Source organism: Rhodococcus sp. 14-2496-1d, assembly GCF_002259365.1.
GTDB lineage: Bacteria > Actinomycetota > Actinomycetes > Mycobacteriales > Mycobacteriaceae > Rhodococcoides.
Genome location: NZ_NPFV01000004.1, coordinates 11,324 through 32,137, shown reverse-complemented (window position 1 = coordinate 32,137; position 20,814 = coordinate 11,324). Strand labels below are relative to the sequence as shown.

Below are 20,814 nucleotides of genomic sequence, written 5' to 3'. Positions count from 1 at the left end.
TCTCTGATTCGGCTCCCGATTTGAATGTCGGTCCATATGGCCGCACTCTGTGTAGAACACATCGATCCGCGAGGAACACGCGCAGGAGGGGTACCGCATGACCACGACCGACACGCTCGATCACGTCACGACCTCGGTCGCGCGACGCGTCCGCCGGGGATACGAAGCCGACTTCGTGGAGTGGACCGATCGCGGGATGGACATCGTCCGAACCTTTCCCGGATTTCTCGGTGGCGGTTGGCTGCGCAGTTCCGGCGATTCCACCGACTACCACGTGGTGTATCGCTTCGAGACACACGCCGACCTCGACGCCTGGCTGCGCTCGGATGCCAGGCGCACCTGGCTCGGCACCGGCCGTCCCATCGCCGACGACGTTGCGACACATCGACTCTCCGGTGTGGAGGGATGGTTCGAGCCGCAGTCCAACCTCACCGACGCCGTCCGGGTGATCGGTGGTCCGCCGCCGCGGTGGAAGCAGGCGGTCTCGATCGGGGTTGCCTTCTACGCCGTCAGTCTGCTCGTCAACATCGTTGTGACGCCACACCTGACCGACCTGAACGTGGCCCTGCGTACCGCGCTGGTGGTGCTGATGTGCACGCCGCTGATGGTGTACGTGGTGATGCCGTTCGTCACTGCCCGGCTGCGTCGCTGGCTGGTACCGCGCTCGTAGCCTCGCTTTCGATAGGGTCGAACCCATGCCCGACGCCCCGGTACACGATCAATTCGCCCTCGACGGGGCCTGGAACTTCCGTGATCTCGGCGGTGTGCGCACCACGGACGGGGCGACGGTTCGGCCTGGATTGTTCTATCGCGCTTCCGAATTGAGCGCGCTGTCCGAGAGCGGCCAGCGTTCTGTCGGTGACCTCGGGATCCGCACGGTGTTCGATTTTCGTAGCGGTTCGGAGATCGATCGCAGTGGCGCGGACCGAGTTCCGCCGGGCGTCGAGTCGATCTCGGTTCCCTTCGAGATCGTTCGAGGAGTGCGCGCCCCCCACGAAGCTCCCATGCAGGACGAGCGGAGCCAAGTCGAGTACATGATGCGGGCGTACGCGTCCTTCTCGGCTCTCGACGGGGCGTCGCACGCGATCAAGCGGGTGGTCGACGCGATCGTCGAGGGGCGCGGTGGCGTCCTGGTGCACTGCGCAGCGGGCAAGGATCGGGCCGGGTGGACCGTCGCGACGGTGTTGCGGGCGGCCGGTGTCAGCGAGGACGACATCGTCGCGGACTACCTACGCAGCAACGACGGGATCGAGCCCCTACTCGCTCACGTGCGCCGAACCTGGGTGGGGGCGGCCGACACGGAGGTCCGACCCACCGAGGCGATACTGGGAGTTCGCGCGTCCTACCTGGAGCACGGGCTGGACGTCATGAAGTCGACACACGGATCGTTCGACGGGTACCTGACGCACCTGGGTATCGATCGGGACCTCCGGCATCGCCTGACCGCCGCCCTCGTGAACGACTGAGCGGTAGCCTCGCCCCATGCGTATCGGACATACCGCCCCGGATTTCGAGCTACCGGACCATTCCGGGGAACTGCGTGCGCTGACCGACCTGACTGCGTCGGGCCCGGTCGTTCTGTTCTTCTACCCGGCGGCCAACAGCCCCATCTGCACGGCCGAAGCGTGTCATTTCAGGGACTTGGGCACGGAGTTCGAGAGATTCGGCGCGCAACGTGTCGGCATCAGTACCGACACCCGAGATCGCAACCAGCATTTCGCGCTGCAGAGGTCGTTCGACTATCCGTTGCTGTCCGACTCCGACGGTGCGGTGGCCGAGCAGTTCGGAGTGCGACGAGGCGGGTGGTTCACCCGGCGGCGTCGGCTTCGTGAGCTCGAACGCGGGCGGGCGCATGCAGCCAACCGTGGGTACCTGCGGCAGCTACTGTCCGTGAAGCGGACGACATTCGTGATCGATCGGAACCGAGTGGTGCGGATGGTGGTGCAGAGCGAACGCGGTCACGTACATGCGACCAAGGCGTTGGAGTACCTGCGCTACCTGTCGTGAAGGGCTGTTCTCGCTATTCGTTCGCGCCGCTGAACAGGGCGGTGTAGACGGCAGGCTTCGATGTTTCGGCGTGCGCATCGGTCGATGCGTCGTCGGGATGGCTGAAGAGCGCCTCGTTCTTGTCCTTGTGTTCCATTCCCCGAGCATGCCCCTGATTCGCGGCAATAGCCACTCGCCGCGCGGGCTGTCCGGGCTCGGCCGGGTGGGATACTGCTCGAGTGCCCGATGAATCCCTGTTCGACGCCCTTCGTCGCGAGCCCGACGCCGAGGCACCCAACCTTCACGCCGTCGACGCCGCGGACCGCCTCGTCCTCGATACCGTCGACGAACTGACCGGAATCGACAGGACCAGGCCGATCGCGGTGATCGGCGACCGGTACGGAGCCCTGACCCTCGGGGCCGCCTCTGTCGGGTTCTCCGCGATACGCGTGCATCAGGACGCCGTCACCGGAGTGCGCGCGCTCGAGCTGAACGCCGCGCGGGTCTCGATGGCCGGGACTTACACCCAGCACGCGCTCGGTGCCGAACTTCTCGACGGCGTCGGCGTGGTGCTGATGCAGTTGCCGCGAGGTCTGGCCGAACTCACCGAGATCGCCGAGCACATCGCCGCACACGCATCGTCGGACGTCGTCGTCCTCGCGGGGGGACGAGACAAGCACATGACCCCGGCGATGAACGACGTCCTGCGGAAGTCGTTCGAGACGGTGACGGCCGGCCGCGGACGACAGAAGGCCCGAGTGCTCACCGCACGTGGGGCGGTGGCGTCGGGAATGACGTATCCGGTGAGCAAGAGGATTGCCGACCTGGACTTGACGGTGGTGGCGCACGGGGCAGTGTTCGCAGGTGCGGGCCTCGACATCGGGACCAGGTATCTGCTCGAGTTCGTTCCGAAGATGCTCCCGCGAGCTCGGGTTGCCGTCGACTTGGGCTGTGGCACAGGAATTCTCGCCACCGAGCTGGCGCGCACCAGGCCCGACCTCGAGGTGATCGCCACCGACCGCTCGTCCGCAGCGATTGCATCGGCGGCGGCCACGGCCGAGGCCAACGGGACGCGTGTGTCGGTGCTCGCCGACGATGCGATGTCCACGGTCGAATCGGAGTCGGTCGATCTGGTGGTGTGCAACCCGCCCTTCCACGAGGGTGCTGCGGTGCACACGGGCGGCGCGAGCAAGTTGTTCGCGGCGGCGGGCCGCGTGCTGAGGCCGGGAGGACAACTGTGGACGGTGTTCAACACCCATCTGAACTATCGGCGCGAACTGGCCGACGCCGTCGGCCCCACCGACCTGATGGGGCGCAACGGCAAGTTCACCGTTGCTCGCTCGGTGCGTCCGAGCGAGCAACGGTAGACGGTCAGGTGACCGGGCCGCCGTCTTCGGGAGCTCCGTCGATCTGTCCTCGGTTGCGTCCGAGGTCCTCGACGAGAGTGCCTTCGACTATTTCGGCCTGACGCTGGCCTTCTGCGTAATCGACGTCCGGATCCTCGTCGGATTCCTCGATGACGTGGTCGACCAGTTCCTCGGTCAACTCGTCGTCGGGGGTCTCGGTGATCGGGCGGTCGAGATCGTCTTCGACGGCGATGTCGGGTTCTTCCTCGCTGAGCTTGAGGTCCAGACTCTCGCCCTCGGCTGCTTCGCGAGCAGTGGTGCCGAAGCTATTGGCCTCGCTCCAGTGATCGGGGGGATCGACCACGGTGTCGCCGTCGTCGTTGCGCACCTCGTCGGAGTCGACGCTCTCGCTGGGGTCCAAGGTCTGGTCGGGTCCGTCTTCGATTGCCATTTCCTCATAGTGCCCGTTTCGATTCGGTGTCACACACGCCGTCGTCTCCGCGTGTCGAGCCCCCACCCGGTAGAGTCCGATTTGTCCGTCGTAGAAGTTCTCCTCCTGGGAACTTTTGTCCGGATGTCAGACGTTCTACTGATGACCGACGGGGAGATCCCCGGTGGGGATCAGAACTTACGAAGGGAAGAGACACGGTGCGCACCTCCAGCAACCCGGTGTTCCGCAACCTGCCCAAGCAGCAGGGCGGCGGCTACGCCACATTCGGATCTGCGACGGCTGGAGCCTCGCAGGCCGCCACCTTCGGCCAGCATCCCGGAACGCAGGCCGACCCGTACACCACCCAGCCCGCACAGCGGGCCATGACCATCGACGACGTGGTCACCAAGACCGGCATCACCCTCGGTGTGCTGAGCGTCACGGCGATCATCTCGTACCTGCTGGTCTCCAACAACACCGCGTTGGCCGCTCCGTTCGTCATCGGCGGTGGCTTGATCGGCTTCGGCCTGGTCATGTTCGCGACCTTCGGTCGCAAGATGGACAACAAGGCCATCGTCCTCGCCTACGCCGCAGCGGAAGGCGTGTTCCTCGGCGCACTGTCGCTGATGTTCACCGGTGTCGAGTTCGGTGGGGTCGGCGGATCGGCCCTCATCGGTCAGGCCGTCCTCGGCACGTTCGGCGTGTTCTTCGGCATGCTGATCGTCTACAAAACCGGCGCGATTCGCGTCACCCCGCGCCTGACCCGCATGGTCGTCGGTGCCCTCATCGGTGTCGTCGTCCTCATGCTCGGAAACCTCGTCGCCAGCTTCTTCATGGAGGACGGTTTCGGTCTTCGTTCCGGCGGACCGCTGGCCATCATCTTCAGCCTCGTCTGCATCGGCATCGCCGCGTTCAGCTTCCTGCTCGACTTCGACCAGGCCGATCAGCTGATCCGCGCACAGGCACCGGAGAAGGCAGCCTGGGGCGTCGCCCTCGGTCTGACCATCACGTTGGTCTGGCTGTACGTCGAGATCCTGCGACTGCTGAGCTACTTCCAGAACGACTAGTACTCACGAGAAAAGCCCCGCCACTCCTTCGGGAGAGGCGGGGCTTTTCTCGTTGTGCTGTCTCGGATCAGCTGAGACGTTCCAGCACCATGGCCATGCCCATGCCGCCGCCGACGCACATGGTCTCGACGCCGAACGTCTTGTCGTGTGTCGTCAGGTTGTTGAGCAGCGTGGTGGTGATCCGGGCACCGGTCATACCGAACGGGTGGCCGATGGCGATGGCACCGCCGGAGACGTTGAGCTTGTCCTCCTCGATGCCGAGGTCGCGCGCCGAACCGAGGACCTGCACCGCGAAGGCCTCGTTGATCTCGAACAGGTCGATGTCGGAGATCGACATGCCCGCGATCTTCAGCGCCTTGCGGGTGGCCTCGATCGGTCCGAGGCCCATGATCTCGGGAGAGGTGCCGGTGACGCCGGTGGAGACGATGCGCGCCAGCGGGGTCAGGCCCAGTTCCTTGGCCTTGGTGTCGCTCATGATGACGAGCGCTGCTGCGCCGTCGTTCAGCGGGCAGGCGTTGCCGGCAGTGATCGTGCCGTTGGGTCGGAAGACCGGCTTGAGCTGGCTGATCTTCTCGTACGTGGTGCCGGCGCGAGGGCCGTCGTCGGTGCTGACCACGGTGCCGTCGGCGAGGGTCACCGGGGTGATCTCCCGCTCGAAGAATCCGGCGTTGATGGCCTCTTCGGCGCGGTTCTGGCTGCGCACGCCCCAGTGGTCCTGGTCCTCGCGGGTGATGCCGGTCAGAAGCGCGACATTCTCGGCCGTCTGGCCCATCGCGATGTACGCGTCGGGCAGTTCGCCGTTCTCGCGGGGGTCGGTCCAGCTGTCCGCGCCCTCTTCCTGTGCCTTCTTGGTACGGGCCTCGGCGTCGGCGAAGATCGGGTTGTGGCTCTCGGGGAGCGAGTCGGAGCTGCCGTGAACGAAGCTGGACACGCTCTCGACACCGGCCGAGATGAACACGTCACCTTCGCCCGCCTTGATCGCGTGCAGCGCCATGCGGGTGGTCTGCAGCGAGGACGAACAGTATCGCGTGATCGTCGTTCCGGGCAGGGAGTCGTAGCCGAGCTGAACCGCGACGATGCGAGCGAGGTTGTTGCCCTGCATGCCTCCGGGCAGTCCGCAGCCCAGAAGCAGGTCGTCGATGTCCTTCGGGTCGAGCGAGGGCACCTTGGCCAGCGCAGCGGCGACCATCTGAGCGGTGAGGTCGTCGGGGCGAATGTCCTTCAGCGACCCCTTCATCGCCCTGCCGATCGGTGAGCGCGCGGTGGCGACGATGACTGCCTCTGGCATGAGATCTCCTTCGAATCGATACTGCGTACCTGCTTTGCTACCGCCGGGTAGGCGATGTCTCCTGACCGAACTTACAACCCCGCCGAATCGGCGCTGCCGCGACGTACGAGATCCTCCGACGCAGTGGTGATCTCGGCGTCGAGTTCTGCCGTTCGCCGGCGCAGAAATCGGTCGAGGGCTGCGGTGGCACGGGGGATCGGCTTGCGCGATTCGACGGCAGCAGACACCGTCGGCAGTTCGGGCAGCGGGCCACCGTGCCACACGCCGAGGGCGGAGGCGAGCACCGGCAGAATCTGCTGTGCGGCAAGCTCGTAGCCGGCCGCCGAGGGATGGAAGCGGTCCGCCGAGAACATGGTGTCGGGGGCCGCCAGGAACTCGGGAGCCAGCAGATCGGCCAGGGCCACCGGATGCCCGCCCGCGCCGAGCGTGCGGGCAGTCTGGGCGTGGGCGAGGCGTCGACCCCAATTGCGGACGACGGTACGCAGCGGCTGCGGAATGGCCGTCACGACACCGAGATCGGGGCACGTACCCACGGCGACGACGCAGCCCTTGGCGGTGAGCCGCTCCACCGCGTCGCCCAGTCGGGCCGCCGAAGCCGGAATGGAGAACTTCTTGGTGACGTCGTTGGCGCCGATGAAGATGACCGCGGCGTCGGGAGGGGGACCTGCGACGAACATGGCGTCGACCTGGCCTTCGAGTCCCTTGGATGTGGCACCGGCAATTGCCTTGGTGCTCAAGCGAATTCGTTGGCCTGTTTCCTCCGCCAATCCTCTGGCCAGCAGAACGCCGGGAACCTCGTCGGCGACGGTGCAGCCGACGCCTGCCGCGGTGGAGTCGCCGAAGATCATCAGATGAATATCTGCTGAACTTCCCAATCGCCACCGTTCCGGGGCCACGCAGCCCGCTGTGTAGACGCCGTCCGCCTCCGGTGGTTTGGCCGTGGTGCGCCCGATGACGCCACGCGCCGCAGCGGCCTGCGCCATCAGATGTCGGTACGCGGCCCAGGACGCCGTCCCTGCTCCCGAGCCTGCCAGCACTGTCGCGGCGCTCGCTTTCGCAGCGGTACGCCATCCGCTCGCCGTCACAGATCGATCCCTCTCCTCATGCCTTCCTCACCATCGTATGCGGGTGTCGACGGCCGTGACCGAGAGTCGAATACCTGCATCTGGGAAGATGGAGCAATGCGCATCGCACAGCACATCACCGAACTCATCGGCAACACCCCGTTGGTGAAGTTGTCCACCGTCATCGGCGACGGCGCCGGCACTGTCGCGGCCAAGATCGAATACCTCAACCCGGGTGGTTCGTCCAAGGACCGCATCGCCGTCAAGATGATCGACGCGGCCGAGGCGTCCGGCGAACTGAAGCCCGGCGGCACCATCGTCGAACCCACGTCCGGCAACACCGGCGTCGGTCTCGCACTGGTCGCGCAGCAGCGTGGTTACAAGTGTGTGTTCGTGTGCCCCGACAAGGTCGGTGAGGACAAGCGCAACGTGCTGCGCGCGTACGGAGCCGAGGTCGTCGTCTGCCCCACGGCCGTCGCGCCCGAGGACCCCAACAGCTACTACAGCGTCTCGGATCGACTCGTTCGCGAGATCGAGGGAGCCTGGAAGCCCAACCAGTACTCCAACCCGGCGGGCCCGGCCAGCCACTACGAGACCACCGGTCCCGAGATCTGGGCCGACACCGACGGCAAGATCACCCACTTCGTCGCAGGCGTCGGCACCGGCGGCACCATCTCCGGCACCGGCAAGTACCTCAAGGAGGTCTCCGGCGGCAAGGTCAAGGTCATCGGCGTCGACCCCGAGGGCTCGGTGTACTCCGGAGGTACGGGACGCCCGTACCTCGTCGAGGGCGTCGGCGAGGACTTCTGGCCGACCGCCTACGACCCGTCCATCCCGGACGAGATCATCGCGGTCTCCGATGCCGATTCGTTCGACATGACCCGTCGCCTCGCACGGGAGGAGGGCCTGCTGGTCGGCGGCTCGTGCGGCATGGCTGCCGTTGCTGCTATCCAGGTCGCCGAGCGTGAAGGTCCCGACGCGCTGGTCGTCGTGCTGCTGCCCGACGGCGGACGCGGCTACCTGGCCAAGATCTTCAACGATTCCTGGATGTCCTCGTACGGATTCCTGCGTTCACGCCTGGACGGCACCACCGAGGAGACCTCCGTCGGTGCAGTGCTGCGCGGCAAGTCCGGCGCGCTCCCGGACCTGGTGCACACCCACCCGTCGGAAACCGTGCGTGACGCCATCGAGATCCTGCGCGAGTACGGCGTCTCGCAGATGCCCGTGGTCGGTGCCGAGCCGCCCGTCATGGCAGGCGAGGTTGCCGGCAGCGTCACCGAGCGCGATCTGCTGAGCGCCGTGTTCGAGGGACGGGCCGCGTTGGCCGACCCCGTCGCCAAGCACATGAGCGCGCCGTTCCCGCTGATCGGTGCCGGAGAGACTGTCTCCGACGCCACCAAGGCACTCGGCGAATCCGATGCGCTGATGGTCGTCGAGGAAGGCAAGCCCGTCGGCGTCATCACCCGCCACGATCTGCTCGGATTTCTCAGCAAGGGAGCCTAGGCATGTGAGTGGAACTTCGTAGCAGGCTACGAAGTTCCATTCACATGCGGCGCAGCCGCTTCATCGGAAAGCGCTGGTGCCGGTGAGCGCCTGCCCGATCACGAGCTGATGGACCTCGGACGTGCCCTCGTAGGTGAGGACCGATTCGAGGTTGTTGGCGTGTCGGAGCACCGGGTATTCCAGCGTGATTCCGTTGGCGGCCAGGATCGTTCGGCATTCACGAGCAATCTTGATCGCTTCGCGCACGTTGTTGAGCTTGCCGAGCGACACTCGCTCACCCGGTAGCCGACCCTTGTCCTTCAGTCGGCCCAGGTGCAGCGCGAGCAGCTGACCCTTGCCGAGTTCGAGGGCCATGTTGGCGAGCTTGGCCTGGGTGAGTTGGTACCCGGCCAGCGGCTTGTCGAACACCGCGCGGGTCTTGGAGTACTCGATCGCCGACTCGATGCAATCCCGCGCCGCGCCCATCGCGCCGAAGACGATGCCGAAGCGGGCCTCGTTCAGGCAACTCAACGGGCCGCTCAGGCCGCGGGCTTCGGGCAGCATCGCGTCGGCAGGAAGCCGGACGTCGTCGAACACCAACTCGCCGGTGATCGACGCGCGGAGCGAGAGCTTCTTCTTGACCGTGTTGGCGGTGAATCCGGGGGTGTCCGTGGGGACGACGAAACCCCTGACCTTGTCGTCGGTCTGGGCCCACACGACGGCGACGTCGGCGACCGGCCCGTTGGTGATCCACATCTTGCTGCCGTTGAGGATCCAGTCGTCACCGTCGCGCTTGGCGCGGGTGAGCATGCCTCCTGGGTTCGATCCGAAGTCGGCCTCGGTGAGCCCGAAGCAGCCGATCAGCGAACCCTCTGACATGCCCGGTAGCCACTGCTGCTTCTGCTCCTCGGAGCCGTACTTCCAGATGGCGAACATCGCCAGTGAGCCCTGCACCGAGACCAGCGATCGAATGCCGGAGTCGATCGCCTCGAGCTCGAGGCAGGCCAGGCCGTACGCCGTCGCGGAGGTTCCGGCGCAGCCGTAGCCCTCGAGATGCATGCCCAGCAACCCGAGCGAGCCCAGTTCCTTGGCCAGGTCACGGGCCGGCACAGTGCCTTCGTCGAACCAGTCGGCGATGTGTGGACGGATGCGCTCGTTGCCGAACTTGCGGACGGTGTCTCGGATCTGACGCTCCTCGTCGTCGAGGAGTGAATCGATCGCGAACAGTTCGTCGACGCTCTGGGAGTTGGCCACGGTGCCTCTTTCCGCTGGGGGTTGTCTTCGCAGGTTACCCACGACCCCGCCGGGCGACGCAGGCCGATTAGGGTGGAGGGCATGAGTGAGCAGCGCAGCAAGGCAGACAACACCTCCTGGCAGGGCTTTTCCACGAAGGCGGTGCACGCCGGCTACGAGCCGGATCCGCTGACCGGCGCGGTGAACGTGCCGATCTACGCCAGCTCCACCTTCGCTCAGGACGGCGTCGGCGGTATGCGCAGCGGTTTCGAGTACGCGCGCACCGGCAACCCGACGCGTCGGCCGCTCGAAGCCAACCTGGCGGCCATCGAGTCCGGCACCTACGGGCGCGCGTTCTCCTCGGGCATGGCGGCGACGGACTGCCTGCTCCGCTCGGCGCTTCGCCCCGGTGACCACCTCGTCATCCCCAACGACGCCTACGGCGGCACGTACCGATTGATCGACAAGGTCTTCACCCAGTGGGGCATCGAGTACTCGGTGGCTGCGGTGTCGGATGTCGACGAGGTCCGCGCGGCGATGCGCCCCAACACCAAGCTGGTCTGGGTCGAGACGCCCACCAACCCGTTGCTCAACGTCGGTGACATCGAGGCGCTCTCGGGCGTCGCGCACGAGGGCGGGGCGAAGCTGGTCGTCGACAACACGTTCGCGTCCCCGTACCTGCAGCAGCCCCTGAGCCTCGGTGCCGACGTGGTGCTGCACTCGACCACCAAGTACATCGGCGGACACTCCGATGTCGTCGGCGGCGCGCTGGTGACCGACAGCGAAGAGCTCGATACGGCGTTCGCGTTCCTGCAGAACGGCGCGGGCGGTGTTCCGGGACCGTTCGACGCGTTCCTGACCTTGCGCGGCATCAAGACTCTCGCGCTGAGGATGGAGCGTCACAGCGACAACGCCGAGAAGATCGTGGAATTCCTCGAGGGGCATCCGGCCATTTCGCAGGTCATCTATCCCGGACTCGAATCGCACCCGTCTCATGCGGTCGCGGCGAAGCAGATGCGACGGTTCGGCGGCATGGTGTCGGTGCGGTTGGCCGGCGGCAAGCAGGCTGCACTCGACTTCTGCGCGAAGACCGAGATCTTCACCCTGGCGGAGTCCTTGGGCGGCGTCGAGTCGCTGATCGAACATCCCGGCGCGATGACCCACGCCTCGACGGCCGGTTCGTTGCTCGAGGTACCCGACGATCTCGTGCGGCTGTCGGTCGGCATCGAGGACGGTGCCGACCTGGTCGGCGACGTCGAGCAAGCATTGGCATGATCGTCGCACTGATCGACTCGGGCCTGGGGATGCTCCCTACGGCTGCGCGGCTTCGCCAGGTGCGTCCCGAGCTCGATCTGGTGCTGATGATGGATCCCGACAACGCTCCCTGGGGACCCAAACCGGATCGGTGGGTGATCGACCGGGTGGTCGCCACCGCCGAGCACGCCGTCGGTCTCGGTGCCGAGGTGGTCGTGCTTCCGTGCAACACCGCCAGCGTGACGGCGCTGAGCCACGTTCGGGCCGCGCTCGGTGACCCGATCCCGGTGGTGGGTACCGTCCCGGCGATCAAACCCGCTGCGGCGCAGAGTGATCGGATTGCGATCTGGGCAACGGCAGCAACGACGGCCAGTGCCTATCAAGCGCGGTTGATCGAGGAGTTCGCCTCGCATCGGACGGTGACGAGCGTGGCGTGCCACGGTCTGGCGGATTCGATCGACCGCGGAGACGAGCGGGGGATCAGCGCTGCGATCGCCGCCGCCGTGGCTGCCACGCCCGACGACGTCCAGTCGGTCGTGCTGGGGTGCACGCACTACCCGCTGGTGCGGGGCGAGATCGTTGCGCAGCTGCCCACCGAGGTGACGATGTTCGACAGCGCCGAGGCCGTGGCCAATCAGACCGTCCGACGCGTCGACGAGGTCGGCTCGAGCGGTTCGGGTACCGGCCGCGTCTCGGTGTGGCTCAGCGGAATCGAGGGCGGGTTGCCTGCGAGCGCGCAGCGGTATCCCGAAGGAAAGCTGCTACTCGACGACCTGCGAGCAGAGCAGCACTGACCCGTCGGGGAATGCAGGACGCTCCCGAGCGTTGTCTTTCACTGAGCTAACGGTCACTGCGGTGAAGGGAAACACATGGTCGGCGTCGAAGTGCGCGGTAGTGCCGGAAGGACCGCGGCGAGGATGCCGCATCGGTACGCCTTCTGGGTGGTGGGCGTTGCCTTCATCGTGCTGATGGCGTCGTCGGCAGCACCGTCTCCGCTGTATCCGGTGTACCAGCAGTCGTGGGGATTCAGCGCGATCACACTCACGCTCATCTTCGCCGTCTACGCGGTGGCGCTCCTGGCGACGCTGCTCACCGTCGGCAGCCTGTCGGACCACATCGGTCGTAAGCCGATTCTGATTGCGTCGCTGCTGATGCTCGTGGTGAGCCTGGTGCTGTTCATCGTCTCCGACAGCGTGCCGCTCCTCATCGCCGCTCGGGTGGTGCAGGGGATTGCTGCAGGCGCGGCCACGGGTGCGATGAGTGCGGCCATCATCGATCTCCAGCCCGACGTGTCCACCGGGCCGCTGCTCAACAGCGTGGCACCTTCGTTCGGTCTGGCGGCCGGGGCGCTCGGTGCCGGGTTGCTGGTGCAGTTGGCTCCGGCACCGGAGATCCTCGTGTTCGTTCTGTTGATCGGCGCGGCGCTCGTCCTCGCGGTGGCGCTGCTGTTCGTCCCCGAGACATCGGCGTTGCGCGGCTTCGATTCCCGACGCCACCTCGCGTCGACCCTGCTGCCGAGAATGTCGATCCCGAAGTCGGTGCGGGCACCGTTCCTTCTCATCGCTCCCGCCCTGTTCGCCACGTGGTCTCTCGGTGGTTTCCACCTCTCGCTCGGTCCGTCCATCATCGGCACTGTCTTCGGTGTCGACAACCACATCGTGGGCGGATTGGAGATCTTCGCATTGTTCGGTTCCGGTTCGATAGCAGCTGCCGTGGTGCGCAACGGATTTCCTCGCAGGGTGATGATGATCGGCGCGTCCGTGCTTGCGATCGGTGTGGCGCTGACCTTGGTATCGGTCGAGATCGGCTCGATCGGGCTGTACTTCGTCGGGGCTGTCATCGCCGGGTCGGGTTGGGGAGCAACTTTTCTCGGCGCGATGCGCACGCTCGGTGCCCTGGTTCCCGCAGCGGAGCGAGGCGGGGTGTTCGCCACGACGTTCGTCATCAGCTACCTCGCCTTCAGCGTGCCCGCCGTGGTCGCCGGTCTGTCGGTGCATCGGCTGGGGTTGAGCACGACGGTGGAGGTGTACGGCGCGTTCGTCATCGCGATGGCGTTGTTCTCGGTTCTCGGATTCTCGCTGGCGCAGCGCCGAGATCGGTAGTGCGCCAGAGTCTGTGGTTCTTCCTGTGCCGAGGGTGAGCGAGTACTCCTACCCGATCGGGTAGTTCGGTCGGGTCGTTGGCAGGGTTCCCGCCTCGAGGTGTTCCCAACGCGGTGTGCGGCGGTGGAGTGTGGTCATCAGTGAGACGCCGATCACAGCAGAAGGCGTCTTGTCACTCACACTCACCGAGGAGACACCGATGGTTATCGAGCTCAATCAGATCTGGGAATTCCCCATCAAGGAGTTTCATCCGCTGCCGCGCGCCAAGCTGGGAGTCGGTGCCCACGACATGATCGGTGTCGAGGCCAAGGAACTCGGGTTCAAGCGCTCGCTGCTCGTCACGACCGGTCTGCGCGGTTCCGGAATCATCGAGGAACTGATCGGCAAGATCGAGTACCAGGGCGTCGAGGTGGTCCTCTACGACAAGGTCGAGTCCAATCCCAAGGACTACAACGTCATGGACGGTGCCGCGCTGTACCAGAAGGAGAAGTGCGACAGCGTCATCTCCGTCGGTGGTGGTTCGAGCCACGACGCGGCCAAGGGCATTCGCGTCGTCGTCGCGCACGACGGACGCAACATCAACGAGTTCGAGGGATTCTCCAAGTCCACCAACAAGCAGAATCCACCTCACATCGCGGTATCGACCACTGCAGGAACGGGTTCGGAGACGTCCTGGGCCTACGTCATCACCGACACCTCGGACATGGAGAAGCCGCACAAGTGGCTGGCGTTCGACGAAGCGTCGACACCGACTCTGGCACTGGACGATCCGCTGCTCTACTACACCTGCCCGCAGCAGTGGACCGCGTTCTGCGGCTTCGACGTTCTCGCCCACGGTGCCGAGCCGTACGTCTCGCGTCTCGATTTCGCGCCGTCGCTCGGCAACGCCATCTACTCGATCGGCCTGGTGTCCAAGCACCTTCGTGAAGCGGTGTACGACCCGGGCAACCTGAAGGCTCGCGAGGGCATGATGAACGCCCAGTACATCGCCACGCAGGCGTTCAACTCCGGCGGACTCGGTGTCATCCACTCGATCTCGCACGCGATCAGCGCGTTCTACGACAGCGCTCACGGCCTCAACAACGCCATCGCGCTGCCGCGCGTGTGGGAGTACAACCTGCCCTCGCGCTACGAGCGTTACGCCGAGATCGCCGTGGCCATGGGCGTCGATACCAAGAACATGACCACCGTGCAGGCGGCCGATGCTGCCGTCGAAGCCGCCATCAGGCTCGCCAAGGACGTCGGAATTCCCGACAACTTCGGCTCCATCCGTTCGGCGACGTACGACAAGAACAGGATGAACACCGGCAAGTACGCGGGCAAGGGCGACGTGATCAAGGGCGACGAGAAGTCGGTGCTGAAGATCTCCGAGCACATCCAGGAGGACTGGTGCACCCCGGGCAACCCCCGTGAGGTGACCGTGGAGTCGATGATCCCCGTCGTCTCGCACGCGATCAACGAGTCGTACTGATGCTGCGCAGTGGTGCGGTTATGTGCCCCGGGCGGCGCATAACCGCACCACTGCGGCTCCGCCGCACCACGAAGGGAAACACATGACCTCGCTGTCGACAGTGCCTAGCGACGACACCGGCACCGTTCGATTCACCGACGCCGCCGATCTGCAGCGCGCGCTCGGTGAGCAGGACTACATCGCCGACGACGACCTCGCCACCGTGGTACATCTGGCGACAGCGCTCGATCGCCCACTGTTGCTCGAAGGCCCTGCGGGCGTGGGCAAGACCGAGTTGGCCAAGTCTCTCGCTGCGGCGAGCGGACGGAAGCTGGTTCGGTTGCAGTGCTACGAGGGCCTCGACGACAACCGAGCCCTCTACGAGTGGGACTACGCCAAGCAATTGCTGCATGTGCAGATGCTGCGCGAACACATCGGCGCGCTCACCCAGCACGTCACCGATATCGACGACGCATCGAAGCTGCTCGCCGCCAAGGACTTCGGCCTGTACTCCGAGCCCTTCCTCGCCGTACGCCCATTGCTCGAGTCGGTGCTGTCCGAGGAGCCGGTGGTGCTGCTGGTCGACGAGGTCGATCGCACCGAGGAGTCGATGGAGGCACTGTTGCTCGAAGTGCTCGCCGAGAAGCAGGTGACGATCCCCGAGGTCGGCACCTTCACGGCGCGCAGCGATCCGTGGGTGATATTGACCTCCAACGACACTCGTGAGCTGTCCTCGGCGCTCAAGCGACGCTGCCTGCACTTCCATCTCGATTACCCGACGGCTGCGCGGGAGCGCGAGATCGTCACCGCTCGTGCGCCCGAGGTGCCCGCGCACATCGTGGTCGAGATCGTCGATTTGGCAACCGAACTGCGCGAACTACCGCTGCGCAAGAGCCCGTCGATCTCGGAAGTGATCGACGCGGCTCGTATCGCGTCGGTTCTCGGACACTCCGAGGACACCCGCAAGTATCTGCTCGCCGCGCTGGTCAAGTACTCCTCGGACATGAAGATCGCCTTGGCCGGTCCGGTGGCCGAAACGACCTCTGCCGCAACGTCACTGGGAACGATCGTCAACACGACCGCGACGGCCTTTCGCGGACACGGTGGACGCGACAAGGGCGGCATCGGAATACGACGATGACCGGGCACGAATCGTTCTCGGCATCGTTGGTGCTCGACGTGCTGGCCGCTGTCTTCGGCCGGACGCTGCGGCGCTTCGGAGTAGCGGCGTCGCCGGCCGAGGTGATCGAGGTACGACGCGTCCTCGGTCTCCTCGGGGGCCGGGACCTCACGATTCTGCGTGCGGCCCTGCGCGCGACGTGCGCCAAGTACGACCACGAACAGCACGGATTCGATCTCGCGTTCGAGTCGATGTTCGAGGCCGCCATCGACAGTGCCGTGGACGAGCATCGATCGCCGTTGGGTGCGCAGGTCGCCGGCGGACTTCCGACGGACCTCGAGGTGGGAGCGGACCAGGAGGCCGCCAAGTACGCCGAGTACAACGAACGGGCCGTGGAGATCGGGGATCTGCTCGACGCGCCCGAAGCCGACAAGGGCTTCAACCCGCACAAGGACGACGACGACATCAGCCTTTCGTCCGAGGATCACGATCTGTCGATCGACACCGACGGCGACATGGGCCGTCGCGGGGTCACCTACACGGTCGACCTGGAGCGGTCCGGATCGACGGCGGCAGGGGAGTTGGCGTCGAGTACCAGCGGAGCGGTTGCGGGACAGCTGAACTGGGAAGATCCGGCGAGCGTGCTGGCGTGGTTCGACGCCTACGATCCGCGGAGCGTCTACGGCGACGGCGGTGATTCGGGTCCGCTGAGTGCCGCGATGCTGGATCGGATCACCGATGCCGTCGAGGCTTTCGTCGCGGCGTTGGGTGAGCTGACCGGCACCATGCCCTCACCGATACCGATCGACGGTGCGGTGCAGGTGATCGGCAGGCACGCCGAGATCGAGCGCGCGAGTCACGAACTGCTGCGGCACATGCGCGGCACCCCGCGCCCGCGGCCGCGCGAGCACTCGCGCGGGCCGCTGGACATGAGGCGCACCGTCCGGTCGAGTCTGCGAACCGACGGAATTCCGTTTCGCTTGGTGACGAAGACACCGGTACCGGACAAGGTCCGACTCCTCGTGCTCGCCGACGTTTCGCTGTCGGTTCGGCCGATCACGGCGTTCACCCTGCGCCTGGCACAGGCCATGCATGCGCGCGCGCACCGATGCACGGTGATGGGGTTCGTCGACGCGCCGGTGGACGTGACGACCACCTTGCTCGCCAGTACGGGGGACGGCGCGCTGGCGGCGGTGCTCGCGGATGCGCGTCTGGACCTCGAAGCCAGTAGCGACTACGGCAGCATGTTCGCCGCTCTGTTGGACTCGCATGCCGACGTGCTGAACAAGCGCACCGCGGTGATCATCGTCGGCGACGGCCGGTGCAACGGCCGCCCGTCGGGACTCGATGCGCTGAAAAGGATTCGGTCCAAGGTGCACCGCGTCGCGTGGATCACCCCCGAGGCGCGCCGCTACTGGGCTCAGGCTGCGTGTTCGATGGAGGACTACGAGCAGGTCTGCGACCGGGTCGTCGTCGCGAGGGACGGGGACCAGCTGACGGCGCAGGCGGCCGAACTGGGGCATGCGCTGTCCTGAGCAGCCTCCGACCCTGACCGTCGGGGTTCGGGTACCTACCCGATCGGGTAGGTGGGAACCTGGTCCGGTGCTGGTGGGATTCGACGGGCCCCCCTCGTAGGGTTGTAACCTGAATCACATGCCCGGATGTCTCGGGCCGATGGACAGCGAGGGTGTGAACGGTGGACCAGGCAGCTACTGCGAACGTAGGCAAGGCGCTGCACGACCTCGAAGATCGACGCAGCCGCCCGGAGGCACCGCGCGTGCTCAAGTTCCATGCCCCGGAGATCGTGTTCGGTCAGGATTCGTTGGGTGAAGTGGCGCACGCGACGCTTCGGCTGGGCGGAGTGCGTCCGCTCGTGGTGACCGATGCCGGTCTGATCGACAGCGGGTGGGCGGGTCAGCTGATCGATCTGCTCACCGCACAGGGCCTGTGTCCCCAGGTGTGGAGCGAGCTGACGCCCAATCCCAAGGATGTCGAGATCGAAGCCGGGTATGCGGTCTACACCGAGTCGGTCTGCGATGTGCTGGTGGCCATCGGCGGGGGATCGGTGATGGATGCGGCCAAAGGCATTGCGATCCTGGCCGGTAACGGCGGCAGAATCCTCGACTACGAAGGTGTCGATCAGGCCACGCGCCCGATTCCACCCTTGGTCATGGTGCCGACGACGTCCGGTACGGGTGCCGACGTGTCCCAGTTCTGCATCGTCACCGATACGGCGCGCTCGACGAAGATCACCATTCTCGGCAGAGCTCTGGTCCCCGATATCACCGTGATCGACCCGCGACTGCTCACCACGATGCCCGAATGGCTCAACGCAGCAACGGGTTTGGATGCCCTGACTCACGGTATCGAGGCCTTCGTCTCGCTCGGACACAACCAACTCACCGATCACCATGCGCTACGGGCCATCACCATGGTGATGTCGCAGCTGGCACGCACAATCGACGAACCCGCCGACATGGTTGCGCGCGGATCGATGGCCCAGGCGAGTCTCGAAGCCGGCCTGGCTTTCACCAACGCGATCCTCGGTGCAACGCATGCCATGAGCCATCAGGTGGGTGGACTGCTCGACCTGCCGCACGGTGTGATCAACGGCGTACTGCTGCCTCATGTCATCCGCTTCAATGCAGCCGAGGATCCGCTGCCGTACGTGGCCATCGCGACGAGCCTCGGACTTCCCGAGGGCAGAGCCCGGCCGGAGGAGGCCGCGATGGCCGTGGCAGACCGCGTCGACCGCCTCGCGCGACAGGTCGGTGTCCCGTCCGGCCTCGCACAGATCGGAGTCAGTGAGTCGGATCTCGATGTGTTGGCCACCAACGCTCTGCACGATGCCTGCATGTCCACCAATCCGCGCTCGGCGACGCACCTCGAGATGGTCGAACTGTTCCGGAGTGCGCTGTGACGTCGGGACCCGATGTGACGTCGGGCCCCGATCTGTCGCTGCTGACGGGACTGCGGTCGGGCAAGAACACGTTCTACCCCCAGTATCGCGGCGCGGCCGAACGGCTCGAACGCGTCGTCTATGCGCTGGAACTGATTTCGCGGGCGCTGGTGCGGACGGTCGACGGCCCCGAGACGCTCGTGTGCGCGGTCGCGGAAGCAGCTCGTGCTCATCTGAGCGCACAGTGGGTCGTGTTCGCGCTCGCCGACGGTGCACTCCCGGATGCCGGTCCCCGGCGACTGGTGCTCGGACCGGACGCCACGCCGTTCCTTGTCGACAACGTCGAGGGTCCGCCGCTGCCGGACGACGTCATCGACTGCCTCGAGTCGATTCGGACGTCCACGTGCGGTGACGGGCAGACTCCGGTCATCTCGGCCCATCACGCTTTCGTGCCGATTGCGTTCGACGGTGGCGTCGTCGGCGCGTTCGCGGCGTGGACCGGCGACCACCGGGTGCTCGACGCGACCGACGCGGCTGTGTTGAGCATTCTGGCGAGTCAAACGGCTGTGGCACTGCAGAATTCGGCTCTGTTCCAGAGTCGTCGACAGCTGCTGGAACGCACCGAGAACGCGTACGCGCAGGCCCACCGCACAGCAGCGGATCTGGCGGCCCGCAACGCCGAACTCGAGGTGACTCAGCGGCAGCTGGGCGCCGCGCATCGACATCAGGTGCTCGACGACGAACGCCATCGCATCGCCCGCGAACTGCACGACAGCGTGACGCAGGCGGTGTTGTCGGCGGGTATGCAGATCGAGGTGTGCCGCAGCGACATTCCGGCCGAGGAACGCGGTGAACGGCTCGATCTGGCCAAGGAGTTGACGCGTCGAGCCGTCGAACAGTTGCGGTCTGCGATCTATGCGCTCAACCATCCGCAGGATGCCGATCGAACGTCCCTGCCCGAGATGCTCGAGCAACTGTCGGTGGTACACATGCCCGACGAGTTGCAGGTGTCGTTGCGAGTGGAGGGAACTCCGGTCGAGCTGAGCAGCGAATGCGAGCACGCTCTGCTGCGCATCGCCGGCGAGGCACTGTTCAACACCGCGGTGCACGCCCATGCGTCGCGAGCAATTCTGAGACTGACCTACTCGCCCGATCAGGTGCAGTTGTCGATCGCCGACGACGGGGACGGCGATCCGGCCCATCTGCGGATGATGCTGCATCTGTCCGAGTCCACCGACGTCGACGGCAGGCATCGAGGATTGGCGAACATGGCGGCCCGGACCCGCGAGCACGGTGGCGTCTTCGAGATCAGGCGTGCCCGTACCGGAGGAGTGCGAGTGACCGTGCGAATCCCCCTCGGGAGCGATCCCCTCGGCAGTACATCGGAGAAGGGCGACACCCTGTGAGCGTACCGACGATCCGCGACGGCCAAGGGCATGTGGCTGCACCCACGGTGCGCATCGTGCTGGTCGACGATCACGCGATCCTGCGCGAAGGGCTACGGTCGGTGCTCGAACGCGAGGCGGATCTGACGATCGTGGGGGAGGCGTCGACGCGGGAGGAGGGACTGGCCGTCGTCGCGCGGGTGGAGCCCGACATCGTGCTGATGGATCTCAAGCTGTCGGCCAGTTCGGATTACGAGGGTCTTGCCTTGTGTGCGCAGTTGGCGAAGGCGCACAACGGAATCGGACTGCTGGTGCTCACGACCTTCCTCGACGACCGGCTCGTGGTGGAGGCCGTGCATGCGGGAGCGCGGGGATATGTCGTCAAGGACGTCGACACCACCGAGTTGGTACGCGCGATCCGTGCGGTCTCGCGCGGCGAGAGTGCCTTCGACTCGCGGAGCGCCTCGGCTGTCGTTCGCTCTCTCAACGGCACACCGAGCAGCATCGAGCGCTTGACCGAGCGCGAACTCGAGGTCCTCAGGCTGCTCGCGACGGGCCTGTCCAACAACATGATCGGGGCGCGCCTGTTCATCTCGGCGACGACGGTCAAATTCCACGTCAGCAACATCATGCGCAAGCTCGCGGTGTCCAGACGAGCCGAGGCCGTGTACGCGGCGAGTAAGCAAGGCTTGATCTGACTGCAGAGCC

Annotated in this window: 20 protein-coding genes; 15 read left to right on the top strand and 5 right to left on the bottom strand. The window is 65.8% G+C overall.

Going from position 1 to position 20,814, the window contains the following annotated elements:
- Window positions 1-97 precede the first annotated feature (97 nt).
- The 3 genes from CH296_RS01810 to CH296_RS01800 are packed head-to-tail and all read left to right on the top strand — an operon-like array spanning window position 98 to window position 2,007.
- Window positions 98-670, top strand: coding sequence for an antibiotic biosynthesis monooxygenase (locus tag CH296_RS01810; RefSeq protein ID WP_094683885.1), 573 nt, complete (start codon window positions 98-100; stop codon window positions 668-670).
- A gap of 25 nt (window positions 671-695) precedes the next feature.
- Window positions 696-1,466 (top strand): tyrosine-protein phosphatase, encoded by a 771-nt coding sequence (locus tag CH296_RS01805; protein WP_094683884.1) that lies wholly within the window; start codon window positions 696-698, stop codon window positions 1,464-1,466.
- A gap of 16 nt (window positions 1,467-1,482) precedes the next feature.
- Window positions 1,483-2,007: a peroxiredoxin gene (locus CH296_RS01800; RefSeq protein WP_032397591.1), complete on the top strand. Its 525-nt coding sequence runs from the start codon at window positions 1,483-1,485 to the stop codon at window positions 2,005-2,007.
- Between the two features lie 13 nt (window positions 2,008-2,020).
- Here CH296_RS01800 and CH296_RS29395 read toward each other — a convergent pair whose 3' ends face one another.
- Window positions 2,021-2,143, bottom strand: a complete 123-nt coding sequence (locus CH296_RS29395) for a hypothetical protein (protein ID WP_254923930.1) — start codon at window positions 2,141-2,143, stop codon at window positions 2,021-2,023.
- Between the two features lie 82 nt (window positions 2,144-2,225).
- On the opposite strand from CH296_RS29395, the gene CH296_RS01795 reads away from it, so the two are divergent.
- The gene (locus tag CH296_RS01795) at window positions 2,226-3,353 is read left to right on the top strand and encodes a methyltransferase (RefSeq protein ID WP_045196032.1); all 1,128 of its coding nucleotides are present in this window, start codon (window positions 2,226-2,228) and stop codon (window positions 3,351-3,353) included.
- A gap of 4 nt (window positions 3,354-3,357) precedes the next feature.
- On the opposite strand, the gene CH296_RS01790 is transcribed toward CH296_RS01795, so the two are convergent.
- Window positions 3,358-3,783 (bottom strand): hypothetical protein, encoded by a 426-nt coding sequence (locus CH296_RS01790; protein ID WP_032397589.1) that lies wholly within the window; start codon window positions 3,781-3,783, stop codon window positions 3,358-3,360.
- A gap of 197 nt (window positions 3,784-3,980) precedes the next feature.
- On the opposite strand from CH296_RS01790, the gene CH296_RS01785 reads away from it, so the two are divergent.
- Complete coding sequence (locus CH296_RS01785) at window positions 3,981-4,829, top strand: Bax inhibitor-1/YccA family protein (RefSeq protein WP_094683883.1); 849 nt, start codon at window positions 3,981-3,983, stop codon at window positions 4,827-4,829.
- A 67-nt stretch (window positions 4,830-4,896) separates the two neighbouring features.
- On the opposite strand, the gene CH296_RS01780 is transcribed toward CH296_RS01785, so the two are convergent.
- The gene (locus CH296_RS01780; protein ID WP_032397587.1) at window positions 4,897-6,117 is read right to left on the bottom strand and encodes an acetyl-CoA C-acetyltransferase; all 1,221 of its coding nucleotides are present in this window, start codon (window positions 6,115-6,117) and stop codon (window positions 4,897-4,899) included.
- A 71-nt stretch (window positions 6,118-6,188) separates the two neighbouring features.
- Window positions 6,189-7,202: an SGNH/GDSL hydrolase family protein gene (locus tag CH296_RS01775; RefSeq protein WP_094683882.1), complete on the bottom strand. Its 1,014-nt coding sequence runs from the start codon at window positions 7,200-7,202 to the stop codon at window positions 6,189-6,191.
- A 96-nt stretch (window positions 7,203-7,298) separates the two neighbouring features.
- On the opposite strand from CH296_RS01775, the gene CH296_RS01770 reads away from it, so the two are divergent.
- A complete protein-coding gene (locus CH296_RS01770; protein WP_032397585.1) occupies window positions 7,299-8,684 on the top strand; it encodes a cystathionine beta-synthase in 1,386 nt (461 codons plus the stop codon).
- Between the two features lie 60 nt (window positions 8,685-8,744).
- Here the strand turns inward: CH296_RS01770 and CH296_RS01765 are convergent, their stop codons facing one another.
- Window positions 8,745-9,917, bottom strand: a complete 1,173-nt coding sequence (locus tag CH296_RS01765) for an acyl-CoA dehydrogenase family protein (protein ID WP_094683881.1) — start codon at window positions 9,915-9,917, stop codon at window positions 8,745-8,747.
- A gap of 81 nt (window positions 9,918-9,998) precedes the next feature.
- Here CH296_RS01765 and CH296_RS01760 point away from each other — a divergent pair, with 81 nt between their 5' ends.
- The 9 genes from CH296_RS01760 to CH296_RS01720 all read left to right on the top strand — a co-directional run bounded on the left by CH296_RS01760 (window position 9,999) and on the right by CH296_RS01720 (window position 20,804).
- On the top strand, window positions 9,999-11,171 hold the full coding sequence (locus tag CH296_RS01760) for a cystathionine gamma-synthase (RefSeq protein WP_032397583.1): 1,173 nt from the start codon (window positions 9,999-10,001) through the stop codon (window positions 11,169-11,171).
- Complete coding sequence (locus CH296_RS01755; protein WP_094683880.1) at window positions 11,168-11,944, top strand: glutamate racemase; 777 nt, start codon at window positions 11,168-11,170, stop codon at window positions 11,942-11,944. The genes CH296_RS01760 and CH296_RS01755 overlap by 4 nt, the downstream gene beginning before the upstream one ends.
- Window positions 11,945-12,019: 75 nt before the next feature.
- The gene (locus tag CH296_RS01750; protein ID WP_032397581.1) at window positions 12,020-13,252 is read left to right on the top strand and encodes an MFS transporter; all 1,233 of its coding nucleotides are present in this window, start codon (window positions 12,020-12,022) and stop codon (window positions 13,250-13,252) included.
- Window positions 13,253-13,451: 199 nt separating this feature from the next.
- A complete protein-coding gene (gene mdo, locus CH296_RS01745; protein WP_032376592.1) occupies window positions 13,452-14,723 on the top strand; it encodes an NDMA-dependent methanol dehydrogenase in 1,272 nt (423 codons plus the stop codon).
- Between the two features lie 82 nt (window positions 14,724-14,805).
- Window positions 14,806-15,843: a MoxR family ATPase gene (locus CH296_RS01740; protein WP_094683879.1), complete on the top strand. Its 1,038-nt coding sequence runs from the start codon at window positions 14,806-14,808 to the stop codon at window positions 15,841-15,843.
- Complete coding sequence (locus CH296_RS01735; protein WP_094683878.1) at window positions 15,840-17,357, top strand: VWA domain-containing protein; 1,518 nt, start codon at window positions 15,840-15,842, stop codon at window positions 17,355-17,357. Before CH296_RS01740 ends, CH296_RS01735 begins: the two co-directional genes overlap by 4 nt.
- A gap of 197 nt (window positions 17,358-17,554) precedes the next feature.
- A complete protein-coding gene (locus tag CH296_RS01730; protein ID WP_256980304.1) occupies window positions 17,555-18,742 on the top strand; it encodes an iron-containing alcohol dehydrogenase in 1,188 nt (395 codons plus the stop codon).
- Window positions 18,739-20,127, top strand: a complete 1,389-nt coding sequence (locus CH296_RS01725) for a GAF domain-containing sensor histidine kinase (protein WP_179272936.1) — start codon at window positions 18,739-18,741, stop codon at window positions 20,125-20,127. The genes CH296_RS01730 and CH296_RS01725 overlap by 4 nt, the downstream gene beginning before the upstream one ends.
- The gene (locus tag CH296_RS01720; RefSeq protein ID WP_303396071.1) at window positions 20,124-20,804 is read left to right on the top strand and encodes a response regulator transcription factor; all 681 of its coding nucleotides are present in this window, start codon (window positions 20,124-20,126) and stop codon (window positions 20,802-20,804) included. Before CH296_RS01725 ends, CH296_RS01720 begins: the two co-directional genes overlap by 4 nt.
- Window positions 20,805-20,814 lie beyond the last annotated feature (10 nt).